Raw genomic sequence first — 19,426 nt, forward strand, 5'->3', positions numbered from 1 at the left:
CCCGACCACAGACCCACCCACCGACGGACCCACCCACCGACGGACACAGCCGGCGGCGCACCACCCAGGAACACCACCCGGGCGGCATGGACGAGACAACGACGACGATAGGACGATAGGGGCCTGATGATGCGTGATCCGCTGTCCGTCCTCACCGACGCCTTCACCTCCTTCCTCTTCGGGAAGGTGGAGACCACCAGGCTGCCCGTCCGCACCTCCACCGGGCAGGCCCAGGCCGTCTACCTGCCCACCGCCGCCCCCGGCCTCGGTGACTCCGGCGTCATCATCGGCCGCGAGGTGTACAGCGGCAAGGGATACATCTACGACCCCTTCCAGCTGTACGGGCAGCAGCTCCCCGCCCCGCACTGGCTCGTCCTCGGCGAGTCCGGCAACGGCAAGTCCGCGCTGGAGAAGACGTACGTGCTGCGCCAGCTCCGGTTCCGCGACCGCCAGGTCGTCGTCCTGGACGCCCAGGGCGAGGACGGCGTCGGCGAGTGGAACCTCATCGCGGAGCAGCTGGGGATAACTCCCATCCGGCTCGACCCCATGGCCGCCCTCGACGACGGCATCCGCCTCAACCCCCTCGACCCCGCGATCACCACCACGGGCCAGCTCGCGCTGCTCCGCACGATCATCGAGGTCGCGATGGGCCGCGGCCTGGACGAGCGCGCCGGCTTCGCCCTGAAGGTCGCCCACTCCTACGTCAACGAGACCATCACCGACCGCCAGCCCGTCCTCACCGACATCGTCGAGCAACTCCGCCACCCCGAACCGGAGTCCGCGGAGGCGATGAACGTCGACATAGACGACGTACGGGCCTGGGGCCTCGACGTCGCCCTCGTCCTCGACCGGCTCGTCGACGGCGACCTGCGCGGCATGTTCGACGGCCCCACCACCGTCGGCATCGACCTCGACGCGCCGCTCATCGTCTTCGACCTGTCCCACATCGACCGCAACTCCATCGCCATGCCCATCCTCATGGCGATCGTCGGCGTGTGGCTCGAACACACCTGGATCCGCCCCGACCGGAAGAAGCGCATCTTCCTCGTCGAGGAGGCCTGGCACATCATCAACAGCCCGTTCGTCGCCCAGCTCTTCCAGCGGCTGCTGAAGTTCGGACGCCGCCTCGGCCTGTCCTTCGTCGCCGTCGTCCACCACCTCAGCGACGTCGTCGACGGCGCCGCCGCCCGCGAGGCCGCCGCCATCCTCAAGATGGCCTCCACCCGCACCATCTACGCCCAGAAAGCCGACGAGGCCCGCGCCACGGGCCGCGTCCTCGGCCTGCCCCGGTGGGCCGTCGAGATCATCCCCACCCTCACCCCTGGCATCGCCGTCTGGGACGTCAACGGCAACGTCCAGGTCGTCAAACACCTCGTCACGGAAACCGAACGCCCCCTCGTCTACACCGACCGCGCCATGACCGAGTCCTCCTCCCAGGAGCCGCCGGACGACATCAAGGCCGCCGAGTGGGAGACGGAGCAGCGCGCCGCGCTCATCGAGCAGCACCTGCACAGCCCCGAGTCCACGGTGGCCTGACATGGCGCGCGGCACCAGGTACCCCGCCTCCGGCCCCGCCACGGGGCCGGGAGGCGAGCGGGGCATCCCCGACGGCCTGCTCGTCGGCGTCCTGGGCGTCCTGCTCGGCGCGACGCTGCTCGTGTGGACCGCGACCGGCCTCAGCGGCCTCCTGGCCCACGGCGCCTGGCCGTCCGGCGTCACCTTCACCCGGACGCCCCCGGCCATACGCTCCCTCCTCACCGACCCCCGCGACCTGGCCGCCGCCTGGCCCGCCACCCCGCCCGCCGGCCTCGCGAGCCACGGCGTCTTCTGGGGCGTCCTCATCAGCGAGTTCCTCGTCCTGGTGGTGCTCGCCGTCTTCGTCCTCGGCACCTTCGCCCGCTGGCGCGCGGTACGGGCCGCCGCCCACCAGCCCCCGCAGCCCCACGAGTACGCGCAGCCCGACCCGCCCGTACCCCCGCACCCGCGAGACCGCCGACCGGGGCACCAGCCGCACGGAGCCGAGAAGCAGGGGCCCCTGAAGCAGGGGGCCGGCAGGCACGGGGCCCACGAAGCGCAGCAGTACGGGACCCAGGAGTACGGCACTCCGGAATACGGGCACCCGGAGCCCCGCACCCAGGCCCGCCCGGCCGAGGACCACCCGCGCCGCGACCACCGGGCACACGACGACGGCACCCCCGGGCACACGGCCCAGGCGCCCGCCCCCCAGCAGGATCCCGCCGCCCACCCGCACGGGGACCGCACCCCTGTACACCCCGCTCGGGAAGACCGGCAGCCACCAGCCGCCCCGCCCGCGTCCCCGGTGCCCCCGCCGCCGGCCCGTACTCACCCGTCGGCCGGCCCCGAACCCCTCACCGGCCCACCCGTGCCCGGCCTGCTGTACGGCGACCGCGGCGCCCGCCGCTCCAGCGCCCTGCGGGCGGTCCAGGACGCCGCAGGACCCGTCCTCGTCGTCACCTCCGACCCCGCCCTCTGGGCCGACACCAAGGACGCCCGCGCGAAACTCGGCCCGGTCCTGCTGTACGACCCCGGGCACCTGTGCGACAGCCCCGACCGCTTGCGCTGGTCACCTGTCGAGGGCTGCGAGGACACCGCTGCAGCCGCCGCTCGCGCGGCCGCGCTCCTCGCACCGGTACGGCCCCGCGCCCGTATCGACGCCGCCATAGCCGAGACCGCCGAAACCCTGCTGCGCTGCTGGCTGCACGCCGCCGCTGTAGACGGCCGCCCCTTCAAGCAGGTCCACCGCTGGGCCCAGCAGCACGGCACCGCCCACGAACCCGTGCGGATCCTCCGCGTCCACCCCAAGGCCACCCACAGCCACGCCGGCCTTCTCGAATCCGCGCTCACGGCGTACCCGGAGCGCCGCGACGCCGCCCGGGCCCTCACCGCCCGCGCCCTGTCCGCGCTCGCCTCGGTGCACATCCGGGACGCCTGCACCCCTCATCGAACTGATGCGCTGACCTTGGAATCATTCATCCAGGAGACGGGCACCCTTTACTTGGTGGGCGAACCGATCGAGGACCCCCGGACGGACCCGGGGGCCATGCCGCTCCTCACGGCGCTCGCCGCGCACGTGGTCGAGCACGGCCGCCGCATGGCCGCACGGTCATCCGACGGTCGGCTCGACCCACCACTCACGCTGGTCCTGGACGATGTCGCCGCGGTGGCGCCGCTGCCGCACCTTCCCGACCTGCTGGCCACGGGCCACGACCGGGGCCTCCTCGCACTCGCCCTGCTCCGCTCCCCGGAACAGGCGCGCGCCCACTGGCCCCACCCCCTCCTCACCGCCGACCACCGCCCCTGACCCCGAGAACGCCGGCCATGCCCACACACATGGGGGAGCAGTCTTCCGCGGCGGTTCCCCCCAGCCACGAGAGCCCTGCTCGCCCGTCCTGGCACCTGCGTGCCGCGTCGTCTGGACCTCAGAGCACGTCAGTTCGCGGCACCGCTCCTCAGACCGCCCGGGGCCGCGGTACCTCGTACTCGACTTGGCGTGATGCCGGATCCCCGTCGAGCAACGCCGTCTGCCCGCTCTGCACGAAGCCGGCTCGCTGGTAGAAGGCTGCCGCGCGGTCGTTGCGCTCGTGGACGTACAGCCGTGCCCGGCGCACCACCGGCTCCCGCAGTGACCAGGACCACTCCAGCGCGGCGCGGAACAGCGCGTCCGCCACACCCCTTCCGCGGGCTTCGGGCCGTACGAACACGCCCACGAGGTGCGTCTGGTCGGCTTCCGGCGGCGCCCCTATCCGTACGTCGTCCGCGCGTCGTTCCACGAGGACCGTCACGGACCCGAGCCAGCTGCCGTCCGCCGCCTTGGCGACGAGCTGGCGAACGCCGTCAGCGCCCTCCGCGGCGCCTTCTGCCCGCTGCTGCCAGAACGCGTCGGGCCGGTCGACGGCGGTTTCGTACGTCTCCAGGAAAGCGATGTCAGCGACCGGGTCCTGTAGCGCGGCCAGCCGCAGCTCCCGCACCTGGCGCCATTCGTCGGCCCGCACGGCCCTGACCTCGTAGTCCACAGCACCGGCTCCTTCCTTCGTCCTCACGGAATCTGCGAACCGTACCGCTCTGCGTGCCCACCACGACACGGCTTTTCCGCGGAGCACGGGGGGAGGGCGACTCAAGGAAGGCCAGCAGGTCCGGAAATGCAGGAAGCCCCGCACCATAAGGTGCGGGGCTCCCCCACAAATTGTTCGGCGGCGTCCTACTCTCCCACAGGGTCCCCCCTGCAGTACCATCGGCGCTGAAAGGCTTAGCTTCCGGGTTCGGAATGTAACCGGGCGTTTCCCTAACGCTATGACCACCGAAACACTATGAAGATAACAACTCAACCGGCAAAGGGAGTTCGTTACTTCAGAACTAACACAGTGGACGCGAGCAACTGAGGACAAGCCCTCGGCCTATTAGTACCGGTCAACTCCACACCTCACGGTGCTTCCATATCCGGCCTATCAACCCAGTCGTCTACTGGGAGCCTTACCCCATCAAGTGGGTGGGAATACTCATCTCGAAGCAGGCTTCCCGCTTAGATGCTTTCAGCGGTTATCCCTCCCGAACGTAGCCAACCAGCCATGCCCTTGGCAGAACAACTGGCACACCAGAGGTTCGTCCGTCCCGGTCCTCTCGTACTAGGGACAGCCCTTCTCAATATTCCTACGCGCACAGCGGATAGGGACCGAACTGTCTCACGACGTTCTAAACCCAGCTCGCGTACCGCTTTAATGGGCGAACAGCCCAACCCTTGGGACCGACTCCAGCCCCAGGATGCGACGAGCCGACATCGAGGTGCCAAACCATCCCGTCGATATGGACTCTTGGGGAAGATCAGCCTGTTATCCCCGGGGTACCTTTTATCCGTTGAGCGACGGCGCTTCCACAAGCCACCGCCGGATCACTAGTCCCGACTTTCGTCCCTGCTCGACCCGTCGGTCTCACAGTCAAGCTCCCTTGTGCACTTACACTCAACACCTGATTGCCAACCAGGCTGAGGGAACCTTTGGGCGCCTCCGTTACCCTTTAGGAGGCAACCGCCCCAGTTAAACTACCCATCAGACACTGTCCCTGATCCGGATCACGGACCCAGGTTAGACATCCAGCACGACCAGAGTGGTATTTCAAGGACGACTCCACCTGAACTGGCGTCCAAGCTTCACAGTCTCCCACCTATCCTACACAAGCCGAACCGAACACCAATATCAAACTGTAGTAAAGGTCCCGGGGTCTTTCCGTCCTGCTGCGCGAAACGAGCATCTTTACTCGTAGTGCAATTTCACCGGGCCTATGGTTGAGACAGTCGAGAAGTCGTTACGCCATTCGTGCAGGTCGGAACTTACCCGACAAGGAATTTCGCTACCTTAGGATGGTTATAGTTACCACCGCCGTTTACTGGCGCTTAAGTTCTCAGCTTCGCCCCACCGAAATGGAGCTAACCGGTCCCCTTAACGTTCCAGCACCGGGCAGGCGTCAGTCCGTATACATCGCCTTACGGCTTCGCACGGACCTGTGTTTTTAGTAAACAGTCGCTTCTCGCTGGTCTCTGCGGCCACACCCAGCTCCGGCAGCACGTGCCATCACCAGACATGGCCCCCCTTCTCCCGAAGTTACGGGGGCATTTTGCCGAGTTCCTTAACCATAGTTCACCCGAACGCCTCGGTATTCTCTACCTGACCACCTGAGTCGGTTTAGGGTACGGGCCGCCATGAAACTCGCTAGAGGCTTTTCTCGACAGCATAGGATCATCCACTTCGCCACAATCGGCTCGGCATCAGGTCTCACCCTTACATGAGGGACGGATTTACCTACCCCTCGGGCTACACCCTTACCCCGGGACAACCACCGCCCGGGCTGGACTACCTTCCTGCGTCACCCCATCACTCACCTACTACCAGTCCGGTTCACCGGCTCCACCACTCCGACCTCGTCCGAAGACTCAGCCGGCGGCTTCACGGGCTTAGCATCGCTGGATTCAGCGTTGGCGCTTCAAAGCGGGTACCGGAATATCAACCGGTTGTCCATCGACTACGCCTGTCGGCCTCGCCTTAGGTCCCGACTTACCCTGGGCAGATCAGCTTGACCCAGGAACCCTTAGTCAATCGGCGCACACGTTTCCCACGTGTGTATCGCTACTCATGCCTGCATTCTCACTCGTGAACCGTCCACAACTACCTTCCGGTGCTGCTTCACCCGGCACACGACGCTCCCCTACCCATCACAGCGGGCGTTGGCCCTCATGCTGCAATGACACGACTTCGGCGGTACGCTTGAGCCCCGCTACATTGTCGGCGCGGAATCACTTGACCAGTGAGCTATTACGCACTCTTTCAAGGGTGGCTGCTTCTAAGCCAACCTCCTGGTTGTCTCTGCGACTCCACATCCTTTCCCACTTAGCGTACGCTTAGGGGCCTTAGTCGATGCTCTGGGCTGTTTCCCTCTCGACCATGGAGCTTATCCCCCACAGTCTCACTGCCGCGCTCTCACTTACCGGCATTCGGAGTTTGGCTAAGGTCAGTAACCCGGTAGGGCCCATCGCCTATCCAGTGCTCTACCTCCGGCAAGAAACACACGACGCTGCACCTAAATGCATTTCGGGGAGAACCAGCTATCACGGAGTTTGATTGGCCTTTCACCCCTAACCACAGGTCATCCCCCAGGTTTTCAACCCTGGTGGGTTCGGTCCTCCACGAAGTCTTACCTCCGCTTCAACCTGCCCATGGCTAGATCACTCCGCTTCGGGTCTTGAGCGTGCTACTGAACCGCCCTATTCGGACTCGCTTTCGCTACGGCTACCCCACACGGGTTAACCTCGCAACACACCGCAAACTCGCAGGCTCATTCTTCAAAAGGCACGCAGTCACGACGCAAGGACAAGTCCTTGCGCGACGCTCCCACGGCTTGTAGGCACACGGTTTCAGGTACTATTTCACTCCGCTCCCGCGGTACTTTTCACCATTCCCTCACGGTACTATCCGCTATCGGTCACCAGGGAATATTTAGGCTTAGCGGGTGGTCCCGCCAGATTCACACGGGATTTCTCGGGCCCCGTGCTACTTGGGTGTCTCTCAAGCAAGCCGCTGATGTTTCAGCTACGGGGGTCTTACCCTCTACGCCGGACCTTTCGCATGTCCTTCGCCTACATCAACGGTTTCTGACTCGCCCTGTTGCCGGCAGACAACAGAAGAGAGATCCCACAACCCCGCATGCGCAACCCCTGCCGGGTATCACACACATACGGTTTGGCCTCATCCAGTTTCGCTCGCCACTACTCCCGGAATCACGGTTGTTTTCTCTTCCTGCGGGTACTGAGATGTTTCACTTCCCCGCGTTCCCTCCACACTGCCTATGTGTTCAGCAGCGGGTGACAGCCCATGACGACTGCCGGGTTTCCCCATTCGGACACCCCCGGATCACAGCTCGGTTGACAGCTCCCCGGGGCCTATCGCGGCCTCCCACGTCCTTCATCGGTTCCTGGTGCCAAGGCATCCACCGTGCGCCCTTAAAAACTTGGCCACAGATGCTCGCGTCCACTGTGCAGTTCTCAAGCAACGACCAGCCACCCATCACCCCGCCACACAAGCAGCGAGTTCACTGGGGCCGGCGCATGAAGGGCAAGCAACGCTCGCACCCTCAGACACCCAACAGCGCGCCCGACCCGGCCACGTCCGAAGATCACACGTTCCACGCCCCTGACGAGGCAGTACTAGCGGTCTTCGACCCATGCACCAGGCCGAATAGTCAACGTTCCACCCATGAGCAACCAGCATCAGACACTCGCTGATGTACTGGCCTCTGACCAAGCACCAGGTGCTCGGTGAGAAGTGCTCCTTAGAAAGGAGGTGATCCAGCCGCACCTTCCGGTACGGCTACCTTGTTACGACTTCGTCCCAATCGCCAGTCCCACCTTCGACAGCTCCCTCCCACAAGGGGTTGGGCCACCGGCTTCGGGTGTTACCGACTTTCGTGACGTGACGGGCGGTGTGTACAAGGCCCGGGAACGTATTCACCGCAGCAATGCTGATCTGCGATTACTAGCGACTCCGACTTCATGGGGTCGAGTTGCAGACCCCAATCCGAACTGAGACCGGCTTTTTGAGATTCGCTCCACCTCACGGTATCGCAGCTCTTTGTACCGGCCATTGTAGCACGTGTGCAGCCCAAGACATAAGGGGCATGATGACTTGACGTCGTCCCCACCTTCCTCCGAGTTGACCCCGGCGGTCTCCCGTGAGTCCCCAGCACCACAAGGGCCTGCTGGCAACACGGGACAAGGGTTGCGCTCGTTGCGGGACTTAACCCAACATCTCACGACACGAGCTGACGACAGCCATGCACCACCTGTACACCGACCACAAGGGGGCACCTATCTCTAGATGTTTCCGGTGTATGTCAAGCCTTGGTAAGGTTCTTCGCGTTGCGTCGAATTAAGCCACATGCTCCGCCGCTTGTGCGGGCCCCCGTCAATTCCTTTGAGTTTTAGCCTTGCGGCCGTACTCCCCAGGCGGGGAACTTAATGCGTTAGCTGCGGCACGGACGACGTGGAATGTCGCCCACACCTAGTTCCCAACGTTTACGGCGTGGACTACCAGGGTATCTAATCCTGTTCGCTCCCCACGCTTTCGCTCCTCAGCGTCAGTATCGGCCCAGAGATCCGCCTTCGCCACCGGTGTTCCTCCTGATATCTGCGCATTTCACCGCTACACCAGGAATTCCGATCTCCCCTACCGAACTCTAGCCTGCCCGTATCGACTGCAGACCCGGGGTTAAGCCCCGGGCTTTCACAACCGACGTGACAGGCCGCCTACGAGCTCTTTACGCCCAATAATTCCGGACAACGCTTGCGCCCTACGTATTACCGCGGCTGCTGGCACGTAGTTAGCCGGCGCTTCTTCTGCAGGTACCGTCACTTTCGCTTCTTCCCTGCTGAAAGAGGTTTACAACCCGAAGGCCGTCATCCCTCACGCGGCGTCGCTGCATCAGGCTTTCGCCCATTGTGCAATATTCCCCACTGCTGCCTCCCGTAGGAGTCTGGGCCGTGTCTCAGTCCCAGTGTGGCCGGTCGCCCTCTCAGGCCGGCTACCCGTCGTCGCCTTGGTGAGCCGTTACCTCACCAACAAGCTGATAGGCCGCGGGCTCATCCTGCACCGCCGGAGCTTTCCACCACCATCAGATGCCTGAAGTGGTCGTATCCGGTATTAGACCCCGTTTCCAGGGCTTGTCCCAGAGTGCAGGGCAGATTGCCCACGTGTTACTCACCCGTTCGCCACTAATCCCCACCGAAGTGGTTCATCGTTCGACTTGCATGTGTTAAGCACGCCGCCAGCGTTCGTCCTGAGCCAGGATCAAACTCTCCGTGAATGCTTCCCGGTGATCCGGGTCAACACTCGCGTTGAGCGGAACCAGGAGAGGAATAATCTCCCGGTTCACAGCGTCCTCGCTGTGTTTTTCAAAGGAACCTCGTCTCCAAGAGACGGGGTTATCAACATATCTGGCGTTGACTTTTGGCACGCTGTTGAGTTCTCAAGGAACGGACGCTTCCTTCGTACTCACCCTCTCGGGCTTTCCTCCGGGCGCTTCCCTTCGATGTTTCCAGCTTAGCAGATCCGTTTTCCGTTTCCGCCACCCGCTGGAGCGGGCTGCCGGACTGTTCTCCGCTTTCGCGTTTCCCTTTCCGGCGGTTCCGACTCTATCAGATCCTTTCGGGCCTGATTCCCAGTCAGAGGGGTTTGCCTTCCCGGCCGCTTGGGCCCTTCCGGCGGTCCAAACCTTAGCTGATTTCCCCTTCGGACTCACAATCGAGTCGTAGGGAGGAATTCCGGCATGCCGAAATACTTCCCGCTGGGGAGGTCGTGCTGGGTTTGGGTGGCCGCTTTCGCGGCAGAGGTGCCACCCCGGGCCTGTCCGGCTCCGTGGCAACCCGAAGAACTTTACGGATCGGCGCGGGCCGTGTCAATCGCGGTCCGGCCGCCCCTGTGCGGCCGTCAGTCGAGGCCGGTCAGGCGGCCGCCGGCGTCCGGCTGGGTGTCCTCGACGCGCCGCAGGAGCCGGATGAGCAGTTCACCGAGCAGCGCCCGCTCGGTCGCCGTGAGGTCCTGGAGCAGCTCTTCCTCGAAAGCAGTCGCCATGCGCATGGCCTCCAGCCACTTCGCGCGGCCCTCGTCGGTGAGCTCCACGATCACCCGGACCCGGTTGGTCTCGTCGCGGTCGCGGGTGACCAGACCCTCGGCCGCCATGCGGTCGATGCGGTGCGTCATCGCCGCGGGGGTGAGGCCGAGGCGCTTGGCGAGCTCGCTCGGTCCCATGCGGTAGGGCGCGCCGGCGAGCACCAGCGTCTTGAGGACCTCCCACTCGGGATTGGTGATGCCGAGCTCGGCGACCTGGCGTCCGTACGCCACGTTCATGCGGCGGTTCAGCCGGCCCAGGGCCGACACCACCTTCTCGACCTGCGGGTCGAGGTCGCGGAACTCGCGCTGGTAGGCGGCGATCTGCTCGTCGAGGGCGGGTTCGACGCTCGGTTCCTGTGGCTCGGGCATGCGGAGGAGTATTCCACGCCCCCGCTTGGCATCGAAGTCCTTCGCCGTGTAGAGTTAACGTTCAAAGTTTAGTTGTGAAGTCTTCAGGGCTGAGCCCTACACGTTCGAAGTGGGTGAGTGTGACCAAGGCGAAGGGCGCTGCGATGCGCCGGATCCAGGCAGGCAACGCGCTGAGCGCGTTCGGACTCGGGTTCACCGTTCCGTACCTCTATGTCTATGTGGCGCAGGTGCGAGACCTCGGGGCCACCGCGGCGGGTGCCGTGCTGGCCGTCTTCGCCATGGCAGCGCTCGCCGTGCTGCCCTTCACCGGCCGGGCCATCGACCGGCGCGGCCCCCTCCCGGTCCTCGTGGGCGCCGCCCTGGTGGCCGCCGTGGGCGCCGCAGCCATGGGGGTGGCCGCGAGCGTGGCCGCGGTCGTCGCCTCGGCGGCCCTGCTCGGGGCCGGCACGGCGGTGCTGCAGCCCGCGCTGGCGACGTTGATCGTCTGGTGCTCGCCGGCGGAGGACCGGACGCGCGCCTTCGCCCTGCAGTTCTTCCTGCAGAACCTCGGGCTCGGCATCGGCGGGCTCATAGGCGGCCAGCTCGTCGACGAGGACCGGGCCGGCAGCTTCCTGCTGCTGTTCTCCATAGAGGCCGCGATGTTCCTGGTCCTCGCCGGGATCGCGGCCACCGTACGCCTCCCCCGTACCGCTTCCCTGCCGTCCGCGGCCGAGGCGCGGCCCGGCCAGGACGCGGCACCGGCGTCCGGCGGCATGCGGGCGCTGCTCGGCCACCGCGCCATGGTGCAGCTGTGCGTGCTCGGCTTCGTGCTGTTCTTCGCCTGCTACGGCCAGTTCGAGTCGGGTCTTGCCGCGTACGGCACGGAGGCCGCCGGCATCGAGCCGTCGACCCTCGGCATCGCCCTCGCCGCCAACACGGCCGTCATCGTCGCGGCCCAGTTCCTGGTGCTGCGGTTCGTGGAGCGGCGCAGCCGCACCCGGGTCGTCGCGGCCGTCGGGCTGCTGTGGGCCGTGGCGTGGCTGTTCGCCGGCTTCGCGGGCCTCGGCCACGTCAGCCAGGAGATGGCGACGGCCGCGTTCATCACGACGTACGGGCTGTTCGGGCTGGGGGAGGCGATGCTGTCCCCCACCGTGGCGCCGCTGGTCGCCGACCTCGCCCCGGAGGGCATGGTGGGCCAGTACAACTCGGCTTTCGCCCTGGTGAAGCAGCTGGCGCTGGCCGTCGGCCCGGCCGTCGGCGGGCCCATGGGCGCCGCGCTGCACGGTCCGTACATCATCACGTTCGTCGTCTTCTCGCTCGGCATCAGCGTGCTCGCGCTGCGGCTCGGGCGCGGCCTCACCCCTGCGCAGGACCATCCGTACGCCGCCGCCCGCTCCCGGGTCGTCGCACAGCACCGGCCGGCGCCCGCCGAAGGGCCGGGGCGGGCGGTGGAGGCGGCCGTCTGACGGTGCCCGCGCGGCTCAGCCGCCGGTCCGGCCGGGCAGCGCGAACTCGCACCACACCGCCTTGCCCCCGCCCGGGGTGCGGCGGCTCCCCCAGGACGAGGCGATCGTCGCGATGATCGAAATGCCGCGGCCCGCCTCGTCCTCCGTCTCGGCCCGGCGGCGGCGCGGCAGGTGGTCGTCCCCGTCCGTCACCTCGATGATCAGCCGCCGGTCCGTGCGGCGCAGCCGCAGCCGCATCGGGGGCGTGCCGTGCTGCAGGGAGTTCGCGACGAGTTCGCTCGCCGCCAGCACGCCCAGGTCCCGCAGCTCCACCGGGAACCGCCAGCTCGACAGCACCCCGGAAGCGAAGGCACGCGCGCGGGGCGCCGCCTCCACACCGCCGAGCAGGTCCAGCGCCGCATTGTGGAAGAGCTCCGCATCCGGGCCCGTCCGCGACGGGTGCTGCAGCACCAGCACCGCCACGTCGTCATCGTGCTCGGCCGTCACGCCGAGGGAGCGCAGCAGCCGGTCGCAGACGACCTGCGGTGTGCCCGTGGCCCCGGCCAGCGCCCGCTCCAGCGCCGCCACGCCCTCGTCGATGTCCTCCCTGCGCCGCTCCACGAGCCCGTCCGTGTACAGGACCGCGGTGGAGCCCGGCGGCAGCGCGATCGTGCCGGACGTGTGCAGCCAGCCGCCCGTGCCCAGCGGCGGGCCCGTCGGGTCCTCGGCACGCCGCACCGCCCCGTCCTCGTCCCTCACCAGGATCGGCAGGTGCCCGGCCGACGCGTACACGAGGCGGCCCTCGTTCGGGTCGTGCACCGCGTACACGCAGGTCGCGATCTGGCTGGCGTCGATCTCCGCGGCCAGGCCGTCCAGCAGTTGCAGCACCTCGTGCGGCGGCAGGTCCAGGCGCGCGTAGGCCCGTACCGCGGTGCGGAGCTGGCCCATGACGGCCGCCGCGCGCACCCCGCGGCCCATGACGTCGCCGATGACCAGTGCGGTCCGGCCGGCGCCCAACGTGATCACGTCGTACCAGTCACCGCCGACCGCCGCGTCCGTACCGCCCGGCTGGTACGTCGCGGCCACGCGCAGGTCGTCGGGCTGCTCCAACTCCTGCGGCAGCAGGGACCGCTGCAGCGTCACCGCCGTCTCCCGGTGCCGGCGTTCGCTGGCCCGCAGCCGCTCGGCCGCGTCGGCGTGGTCGGTGACGTCCGCGGCGTGCACGAGGACGCCTCCGCCGCTGCGCCCCGGCACGTCCACCGGCAGACACGTGACCGTGTACGAGCCGCCGCGCGTACGGCGCGACTTGACCGTCCGCGGCTTCCCGCTGCGCAGCACCTGGTCCATCAGCGGCAGCAGCCCGAGATCCGCCAGCTCCGGGCAGCCGTCCGCCACGGCGACCCCCGCCGGCCGGGGGCCGAACGCCGTGCCGTACGCGTCGTTCACGTACGCCAGGCGGTGGTCGCTGCCATAGGTGAGGGCGACCAGGCCGGGCAGCCGCTCCAGGATCTCCCGCACCGAGAAGTCCTCCAGCGCCGGGACCGGCCGCCCAGGAGCATCCGCGCTCCCCGGCGCCCGGCTGTCCGCGGCCTCCGCTCCTCCCCCGCCCGCCGCGTCCTGCACACCACCGGGCGGGCAGCCGCTCCCGGCACGCGACTCGCCCTGCCCGTACTCGCTGCGCGCGGCGGGCACCGCGCCTTCCCCCCGCTGTGCCGACGAGGCTGCTCGGCCGGCCCTGCGCGCGGCGGCACGGCGCTGTGTACCGGGGAAGCGGGCGCTCCAACGCGTGAAGTTCACGGATCTCTATGCCTCGTGGTGTCGTTGCCGTGCTGAGTCACTCTGTGCAGGTGTGGGCCCACCTATGGTCACACGTCCAGTGTGACCGAACACACTGACAAAGGGGCGTCAATCGAGTTCCGGGCCATCGTTCTTGGTGCTTCCGGTTCCTTCCGCGCCCCCGGCGTCCGCCGCCTCACCCTGGCCGCCGGACTCCTCCGCTCCGCGCCGTCCCGTACCACCGGCAGCGCGCCCGGAGCCGCCGCCGGTCGCGGCGCCCCCTGCCGCCGGGCCCTCGGCCGCGGACCCGCCCGGTGCGGGAGGGCGGCCGGCCTCAGGCGAGTCGTGCGCACCGGGCGAGGAGTCGGCCGTGACCTCCAGGTCGGGCGGCGGCGGAGGGCCCGCCGCCATCTCGAACTCGGCGCGGGGATGCTCCAGCGAGCCGAGCGAGACGATCTCCCGCTTGAACAGGCCCGCCAGCGTCCACTCCGCCATGACCCGAGCCTTCCGGTTGAAGGTGGGCACACGGCTCAGGTGGTAGGTGCGGTGCATGAACCAGGCCGCGTAGCCCTTGAGCTTGCGCCCGTAGACGTGCGCGACACCCTTGTGGAGCCCCAGCGACGCGACCGACCCGACGTACTTGTGCGCGTACTCCTTGCGCGGCCCGCCCCGCAGCGACGCCACGAGGTTCTCCGCGAGCACCCGCGCCTGCCGCAGCGCGTGCTGCGCGTTGGGCGCGCACTCCTTGCCCGGCTCCGCCGCGGTCACGTCGGGCACGGCCGCCGCATCGCCCGCCGCCCACGCGTGCTGCACCCCCTCGACCGACAGCATGGCGGTGCAGCGGACACGGCCGCGCTCGTTCAGCGGCAGGTCCGTCGCCGCCACCACCGGGGCCGGCTTCACCCCCGCCGTCCACACGACCGTACGCGTCGGGAAGCGGCTGCCGTCGCTCAGCACCGCCACCCGGTCCACGCACGACTCAAGCCGCGTCTGCAACCGGACGTCGATGTTCCGCGCCCGTAGTTCGCGCACCGTGTACCGGCCCATCTCCTCCCCCACCTCGGGGAGGATCCGGTCGCTCGCCTCCACGAGCACCCACTTCAGGTCCTCCGGCTTGATGTTCCGGTAGTACCGCGACGTGTAGCGCGCCATGTCCTCCAGCTCGCCGAGCGCCTCCACCCCGGCGTAGCCGCCGCCGACGAACACGAACGTCAGCGCCGCGTCCCGGATGGCCGGGTCGCGGGTCGACGACGCGATGTCCATCTGCTCGATGACGTGGTTGCGCAGCCCGATGGCCTCTTCGACGGTCTTGAAGCCGATGCCGTGGTCCGAGAGGCCCGGCACGGGCAGCGTCCGCGACACCGAGCCCGGCGCGAAGACCAGCTCGTCGTACGCCATCTCCACGGGCCCCGCCGCCTCCTCGTCCGTGGCGAGCGTGGCCACGGTCGCGGAGCGTTTGGCGTGGTTGACCGCCGTGACCTCGCCGATCACGATCGTGCACGCGTCCAGCACCCGCCGCAGCGGCACCACGACATGGCGCGGCGAGATGTTCCCGGCGGCCGCCTCGGGCAGGAACGGCTGGTACGTCATGTAGGGATCGCGCGTGACGACGACGACCTCCGCCGCACCGCGCCTCAGTTCCGCCTTCAGCATCCGCTGGAGGTGCAGGGCGGTGTACATCCCGACGTAGCCGCCGCCGACGACGAGAATGCGCGCACGAGTGGGGGACGCGTCAGTCGCTCCCCGCGAGATTGCAGCCGTCACCATCCCATGACGCAACGGGCGCCGAGGTTTGTCCACAGGCCCGACGAATTGTGTGACCGGCCGGGCGGGGAGGCGCAGGGTGGCGTTTAACCTCCTGAAAGGCACGTAACCGCAGGTCAAACGGGGAGCCATGGGGGCCGGACCGGCCCGGAATAGGGAGCCTTCCGGGCCTTGCTCCGATCGGGGGGCGCACCGGACGGAACAGCCCCTTCTGAATTGACTCCGTCTCAACTATGTTCGTATCCCGTCGGGGTTCCGGCAGCCGTGCGTACGACCACAGCGCGGCCCGGCCGGGCACGGCAGTCAGGGCGGGGAGTCTCCGGGGGGAGACGTCAGTTACCGGGGGATGACAATGCATATGCACGATTCGCATGGGCAGGCGCGCACAGCGATGACGCACGGCGCGCCGACCATGAGCAGCGGAAACACCCAGCGCGGCATCGGCACGCCCGGCACGGGTGCGGCGGGTGCGGCCGGCGCGGTGGGTGTACGGGGCGCGGCACGCGCCCTGGTGCCGACCGGCCCCACCACCAGCACCACCGGCGCCGGGCACCCGACGGGCACCGCAGCAGCGCAGCGGCCGGCACCGCTCCGCGTGGACGCGCAGCGCAACCTCGAGCACGTCCTGCGCGCCGCCCGCGAGGTGTTCGGCGAGCTGGGCTACGGAGCACCGATGGAGGACGTGGCCCGCCGCGCCCGCGTCGGCGTCGGCACCGTCTACCGGCGCTTCCCCAGCAAGGACGTGCTGGTCCGGCGCATAGCCGAGGAGGAGACGGCCCGGCTCACGGAGCAGGCCCGCACGGCCCTGGGGCAGGAGGACGAGCCCTGGTCGGCGCTCTCCCGCTTCCTGCGCACCTCCGTCGCCTCGGGAGCGGGACGGCTGCTGCCCCCGCAGATCCTCAGGGTGGGCGTCGACGTCGTGGACGCCCACGAGGCCCCCGAGGCCGGTGCCGCTCAGTCGGCGGACGCGGCACGTGTCCCGCAGCAGCGGCACTCCTACGCGGACGGCGCCCAGGCGGCGCCGGACCTCCGCGGCGTGGCACCCCGCCCCATACCGGCGGCCGAGCTGGAGAACGCCGGGGCCTCGGAACTCCTCGACGTCGTGGGCCAGCTCGTCCGCAGGGCGCGGGAGGCCGGCCAGCTGCGGAGGGACGTGACGGTGGGTGACGTGCTGCTGGTCATAGCCACGGCCGCGCCGTCCCTGCCGGACGCGGCGCAGCAGAGCGCTGCGGCGGCGCGGCTCCTCGACATCATGCTGGAGGGCCTGAGGTCCCGCCCCGCCTGACGGCGCGCGCCACGCCCGCGGGCCGGCGCGGGGAGTCCCGGAGGCCGCCGAGGCTCGGAAGCCACCGGGCTTCCCGAGCCGCCGCGCCTCAGGGCCGTCACGACTCGGAGCCGTCGGGCCTCGGAAGTGGCCGTGCCTCGGAAGCTGCCGGGCCCAGCGGCGGGCTCCTGCCACACGCGGGGAGCACCAGAGAGCCGCCGTCCCGAAGGCCGCGTGCCCCGGGAACCGACGGGCTCGGTGGCGGGCTCCTCCCGGCACCGCCGCGGCACACCCTCCCCGCGCGATGGCGGCCGACTGAAGGAACGCCTGCTATCAGGGCTTTCGTTCGGTATGCATCCCGCAGGAGTGGTTGACGCCCGCACGGCGGCAGCCCGGTCATTCCCTTGTGGCACGCTTGCTTGGTGTTCCGGTCTGAGCAGTGGTACGGGGGCGGTCGCGGTGAGCGGTGAGGTCCGCGGCGAGCAGGTGCCCGACCAGGGCGGCCCCGCAAGCGAACGGCGGCAGGCACCGCCTGCGGAAGGTCCGAGCGTTCCCTCCCAGCGCGGGCGCGGGCGGGCCCGGCACCGCGGTGCCGCGGCCTCCGGCGCCCGCGGGAAGGAGCCGAACGACGCGCTGCTGCCCCCGCCCGTGGAACTGCCGCCATCCGACTCGGAACTGGTGCAGCGGATGCGCGGCGGCGACGACTCCGCGTACGAGGAGCTGTTCCGCAGGCACGCTCCGGCCGTACGGCGCTACGCACGGACGTGCTGCCGCGACCGGCACACCGCGGACGACCTGACGGCTGAGGTCTTCGCGCGGACCCTGCAAGCGGTGCGCAGGGGCGCCGGCCCCGACCAGGCGGTCCGCGCGTACCTGCTCACCACGGTGCGGCACGTCGCAGCCGCCTGGACGAGGACCGCGAAGCGGGAGCAGCTCGTCGAGGACTTCGCGGTGTTCGCGGCACAAGCGGCCTCAACGTCCGAACTGTCGGACACCGACACCGTCGAACTGGCCGCCGACGTACGGGCCATGCACGAGGCCGAGCAGTCACTGGCCCTGCAGGCGTTCCGGTCGCTGCCGGAGCGATGGCAGGCCGTGCTGTGGCACACGACAGTGGAGGAGGAGTCACCGAGCCAGATCGCACCGCTCTTCGGGCTGACCGCCAACGCGACGGCCGTACTCGCCAGTCGGGCACGGGAGGGGCTCAAGCAGGCGTACCTGCAGGCGCATGTGAGCCAGTCCCTCACCTCGGGCGGCGACTGCGCCCGCTACGCCGACCGGCTGGGCGCGTACGCCCGGGGCGGACTGCGCATGCGGGCCGAGCGGGGCCTGCGCAAGCACCTGGAGGAGTGCGGCAGATGCCGGCTGGCGGCCGGGGAGCTCGCGCAGGTCAACGCCGGGATCCCGGCGCTGCTGCCGGTCGCGGTCATCGGCTGGTTCGCCGCCGGGTTCTCGGTCAAGGCGGCGGGCGTCCTCACCGGCGGCGTGGCCGGAGCGGCTGGCGCGGGAGCCGCCGCAGCCGCCACCGGTGGCGCGGCGACCGGCGGGGCAGGCGCGGCAGCAGGGACCGGCGCGGGTGCGGCCGCGGGTGCCGCCGCGGGTGCGGCGGCGTCCGGCACCGGGGCCGGTGCCGGTGCCGGGGCGGGAGCTGTGGCCGGCTCAGGTGCCGGCGGTGCGGTCGGCAGTGCCGGCGCGGCCGGGGCCGGGGTGGCGGCGGGGGCGGGCGGGGGTGGGGGCGGGGGGGCCGCCGGGGGGCCGTAGCCGAAGGCCTCGGTGCCCCCGCCAAGGCCGGTGTCGCGGCAGCGGTGGCGGTGGCCGCGACGGCGGGCCTCGTGTGGGCGCTGTCGGGCTCCCCGAGCCCGTACCGCCGCCGGATCGGCGTCCGCCCGCCGCGCAGCCCCTCGTACCGGAGGCCGCACCTCCGTCGCCGACGCCCACACCGACACCGACACCGCCGGCCGACCCGCAGCCGCCGGCGGCGCGGAGCCCGGAGCCACCGGCTCCTGCGCCCACCACGCCGGCACCGGCGCCGAAACCGACGCCCACGCCGTCACCCGCACCGACGGTTGCGGCCGCCGTGCCTTCCCCGGTCGTGCCGTCCCCGTCTCCGCCGGCCGCACCGAGTCCGACGCGCTCTTCGGCCGTTCCGAGCCCGGAGCCGCCGCCCGCCGTGTACCAGGTGAACCGTCTCCCCTACGACCTGTTCGGGGACGGGACGGGGCCGGAGTTGCGGATGGGCGGGTCGAGCTGGCTGTGGCAGCGGTACGAGATGTCGATCGGCGGTCAGCGGTACGGGCACGGCATCACCGTCCACCCGCGGTCCTCGGTGATCGTCGACCTCAACCGTGAGTGCTCCACCTTCGAGGCGTTCGTCGGCGTCGACGACATGTCGCTCGGGCTGGGGTCGGCACGGTTCTCGGTGTACGGGGAGGACGGGAAGCGGCTGTGGCGGTCGCCTGTCGTCGACGGCGGCGACCCGGCCGCTCCGGTACGGGTCGGCATCACGGGCCACACATCGCTGCGGCTCGTGGTGGAGCCGGCCAGGCCGTTCGGTGCGGTGGCGCTCGCGAACTGGGCGGAAGCCCGGATCGGCTGCGCCGGAAAGGGATAGCCGGAGGAGCCTGCGGGAGCAAGCCCCGACGCGGTGATGCATCGGG

8 protein-coding genes, 3 rRNA genes and 1 pseudogene are annotated in these 19,426 nt (G+C 69.2%); 5 read left to right on the forward strand and 7 right to left on the reverse strand.

Annotation, left to right across the window (positions count from 1 at the left end; translation table 11 throughout):
- Positions 1-129: 129 nt before the first annotated feature.
- Positions 130-1,536, forward strand: a complete 1,407-nt coding sequence (locus L6E17_RS16175) for an ATP-binding protein (protein WP_236241726.1) — start codon at positions 130-132, stop codon at positions 1,534-1,536.
- Position 1,537: 1 nt separating this feature from the next.
- A complete protein-coding gene (locus L6E17_RS16180) occupies positions 1,538-3,322 on the forward strand; it encodes a type IV secretory system conjugative DNA transfer family protein (protein ID WP_236241473.1) in 1,785 nt (594 codons plus the stop codon).
- A gap of 148 nt (positions 3,323-3,470) precedes the next feature.
- Here L6E17_RS16180 and L6E17_RS16185 read toward each other — a convergent pair whose 3' ends face one another.
- The 5 genes from L6E17_RS16185 to L6E17_RS16205 all read right to left on the reverse strand — a co-directional run bounded on the left by L6E17_RS16185 (position 3,471) and on the right by L6E17_RS16205 (position 10,541).
- A complete protein-coding gene (locus tag L6E17_RS16185) occupies positions 3,471-4,034 on the reverse strand; it encodes a GNAT family N-acetyltransferase (protein ID WP_236241474.1) in 564 nt (187 codons plus the stop codon).
- 172 nt (positions 4,035-4,206) lie between these two features.
- Positions 4,207-4,323, reverse strand: a 5S ribosomal RNA gene (rrf, locus tag L6E17_RS16190).
- Positions 4,324-4,398: 75 nt separating this feature from the next.
- Positions 4,399-7,521 (reverse strand): 23S ribosomal RNA (locus tag L6E17_RS16195).
- Positions 7,522-7,840: 319 nt separating this feature from the next.
- Positions 7,841-9,366, reverse strand: a 16S ribosomal RNA gene (locus L6E17_RS16200).
- The 16S, 23S and 5S rRNA genes sit together here, the layout of an rRNA operon.
- Before the next feature lie 623 nt (positions 9,367-9,989).
- Positions 9,990-10,541, reverse strand: a complete 552-nt coding sequence (locus tag L6E17_RS16205) for a MarR family winged helix-turn-helix transcriptional regulator (protein WP_236241475.1) — start codon at positions 10,539-10,541, stop codon at positions 9,990-9,992.
- Between the two features lie 143 nt (positions 10,542-10,684).
- Here L6E17_RS16205 and L6E17_RS16210 point away from each other — a divergent pair, with 143 nt between their 5' ends.
- Entirely contained in the window at positions 10,685-11,986 is a 1,302-nt protein-coding gene (locus L6E17_RS16210; RefSeq protein WP_236241727.1) for an MFS transporter, read from the forward strand.
- Positions 11,987-12,001: 15 nt separating this feature from the next.
- Here the strand turns inward: L6E17_RS16210 and L6E17_RS16215 are convergent, their stop codons facing one another.
- Positions 12,002-13,762, reverse strand: coding sequence for a SpoIIE family protein phosphatase (locus L6E17_RS16215; RefSeq protein ID WP_236241476.1), 1,761 nt, complete (start codon positions 13,760-13,762; stop codon positions 12,002-12,004).
- Between the two features lie 108 nt (positions 13,763-13,870).
- Positions 13,871-15,508 carry an NAD(P)/FAD-dependent oxidoreductase gene (locus L6E17_RS16220; protein WP_236241477.1) on the reverse strand — a complete coding sequence of 546 codons (1,638 nt, stop codon included), beginning with the start codon at positions 15,506-15,508 and terminating at the stop codon, positions 13,871-13,873.
- A 349-nt stretch (positions 15,509-15,857) separates the two neighbouring features.
- On the opposite strand from L6E17_RS16220, the gene L6E17_RS16225 reads away from it, so the two are divergent.
- Both L6E17_RS16225 and L6E17_RS16230 read left to right on the forward strand, forming a co-directional pair.
- Positions 15,858-16,790: a TetR/AcrR family transcriptional regulator gene (locus tag L6E17_RS16225; protein ID WP_374109065.1), complete on the forward strand. Its 933-nt coding sequence runs from the start codon at positions 15,858-15,860 to the stop codon at positions 16,788-16,790.
- A gap of 666 nt (positions 16,791-17,456) precedes the next feature.
- Positions 17,457-19,380 (forward strand): annotated as a pseudogene (locus L6E17_RS16230) (sigma-70 family RNA polymerase sigma factor).
- Positions 19,381-19,426 lie beyond the last annotated feature (46 nt).

It is taken from the genome of Streptomyces sp. CC228A (assembly GCF_021390935.1).
Classification (GTDB): domain Bacteria; phylum Actinomycetota; class Actinomycetes; order Streptomycetales; family Streptomycetaceae; genus Streptomyces.